2 protein-coding genes are annotated in these 1,790 nt (G+C 73.4%); one reads left to right on the forward strand and one right to left on the reverse strand.

Going from position 1 to position 1,790, the window contains the following annotated elements:
* On the reverse strand, positions 1-515 hold a 515-nt coding region (locus tag AOK18_RS23880), incomplete at its 3' end, for a CoA transferase (protein WP_139058390.1).
* A gap of 344 nt (positions 516-859) precedes the next feature.
* Here AOK18_RS23880 and AOK18_RS23885 point away from each other — a divergent pair.
* Positions 860-1,567 carry a TetR/AcrR family transcriptional regulator gene (locus AOK18_RS23885; protein ID WP_055572733.1) on the forward strand — a complete coding sequence of 236 codons (708 nt, stop codon included), beginning with the start codon at positions 860-862 and terminating at the stop codon, positions 1,565-1,567.
* The last annotated feature ends 223 nt before the right edge of the window (positions 1,568-1,790 follow it).

Consider the following 1,790-nt stretch of genomic DNA (forward strand, 5'->3'; position numbering starts at 1 on the left):
GCGTAGTCGCCGAGCAGGTTGGCCGGGATCGCGGGCGGTCCGTCCGGCGCGCCGATCATGCCGAGCGCGCCCGCGGTGGCGATGTAGCCGATGTCGTGCCCCGCCCGGGGCGCGAGCGGTCCGTCCTGGCCCCAGCCGGTCATCCGCCCGTACACGAGGGCCGGGTTGACGGCCCGGCACTGCCGCGGGCCGACCCCCAGCCGCTCCGCGACCCCCGGGCGGTACCCCTCGATCAGGATGTCGGCGCGCGCGGCGAGGTCCCGTACGGTCCCCGGCCCGTCGGCCGACTTGAGGTCGACCAGGACGGAGCGCTTGTTGCGGTTGGTGACGTCCCGGGCGGGCTCGACGCCGAGGGCCGTCGTGCCGGGGCGGTCGACGCGGACGACGTCGGCCCCCAGGTCGCCGAGGAGCATGCCGGCGAAGGGCGCGGGGCCTATCCCCGCCAGTTCCACCACCCGTACTCCGGCCAGCGGACCGGCACGGCGGGGCGGCGGGACCGCCTGACGTCCCGTCATGTCGTCGGGGCGGGCGGTGGTGTCACTCGTCGAGCTCATCGGTCCCTCTTTCGCGGCAGGGGCGGCAGCCACCCTCCGAACGGGGCTCTACTTAGCGCTCGCTAAGAAAGTAGAGGGGGGTGGAAGAGTGGTCAATGCCCGCAACACGGCGACTTCGCACGGGACTTCATTCCGTGTTCTCGGCGGATGTACGGCAGGCAGCCCCCAGGACAACCCCTCGACGCCCTCCCCGAGCGGCGGCGACCAAGGGATCGACTGAACGGTCGATAAGCGGGAATCGGGGGTGTGGGAGGGCCCGGCGGACGTAGCATGGCGCTCGCCGGCCATCCATCGGAGGAGCACCGTTGAGCACGCAGTCACGCCAGGAGACCGCTGACGCACCGCACTGGAGCGCCTACGGACCGCTCGACCTGCACCCGATCCTCGTGCACACCATGGAGGCCTTCAACGAGCACGGGTACCACGGCACCTCGGTGCGGGACATCGCCGGACGGGTGGGAGTGACCGTCCCCGCGCTCTACTACCACTACGAGAACAAGCAGGCCCTGCTCGCCACGCTGCTGGAGACGTCGATGAAGGACGTCCTGGACCGCTGCCGGGCCGCCGCGGCCGAGGCGGGCGACGAACCGCTCCCCCGCTTCTGCGCCATGGTCGAGTCGATCGTGCTCTACATGGCCAACCGCAAGGGACTGGCGTTCCTGGACACCGAGATCCGCAGTCTCGAGCCGGGCAACCGGGCCCGGTACGTGGCCCTGCGCGACTATCTCGAACACATGCTGCTCGACACGGTCGAGGCCGGTATCGCGCGGGGCGTCTTCACCACTCCCATCCCGGCCGACGCGGTCCGCGCCGTGCTCATCATGTGCCAGGGCGTGGCCAACTGGTACCGGGCCGACGGCCCCCTCACCGCCGCGCAGATCGCCGAGCGGCACGTGCTCCTCAGTCTCGGCACGGTCGGTCATCCCGGCGCGGTGGACGGCCTGGCGGGGATCCCCTCCCGGCGCCGGACCGCCCCGCCGAGGCAGCGGCCGAACCCGGAGGGCCGCCCCTGAGGGGACCGGCGCGCGTGCACGGAGCACGGGCTGCGGGGGTACGGTGCGCGCCGACGCCACGCCGAGTGACGCGGCGTCGCGCGGTGTCGCGCGGCGTGGCACGGCGCCGAAGGCCGCTCGGCCCCCTCCTGTGCCCCGGCCGGCCCTTGCCGGCCGGAGCGGACCGCCGGACCCTGGAAGCAGGGGTTCCGGCGGTGTCCGTCACGGCCGGCGGTCCCCCGCG

The organism is Streptomyces prasinopilosus (assembly GCF_001419695.1).
GTDB lineage: Bacteria > Actinomycetota > Actinomycetes > Streptomycetales > Streptomycetaceae > Streptomyces > Streptomyces prasinopilosus.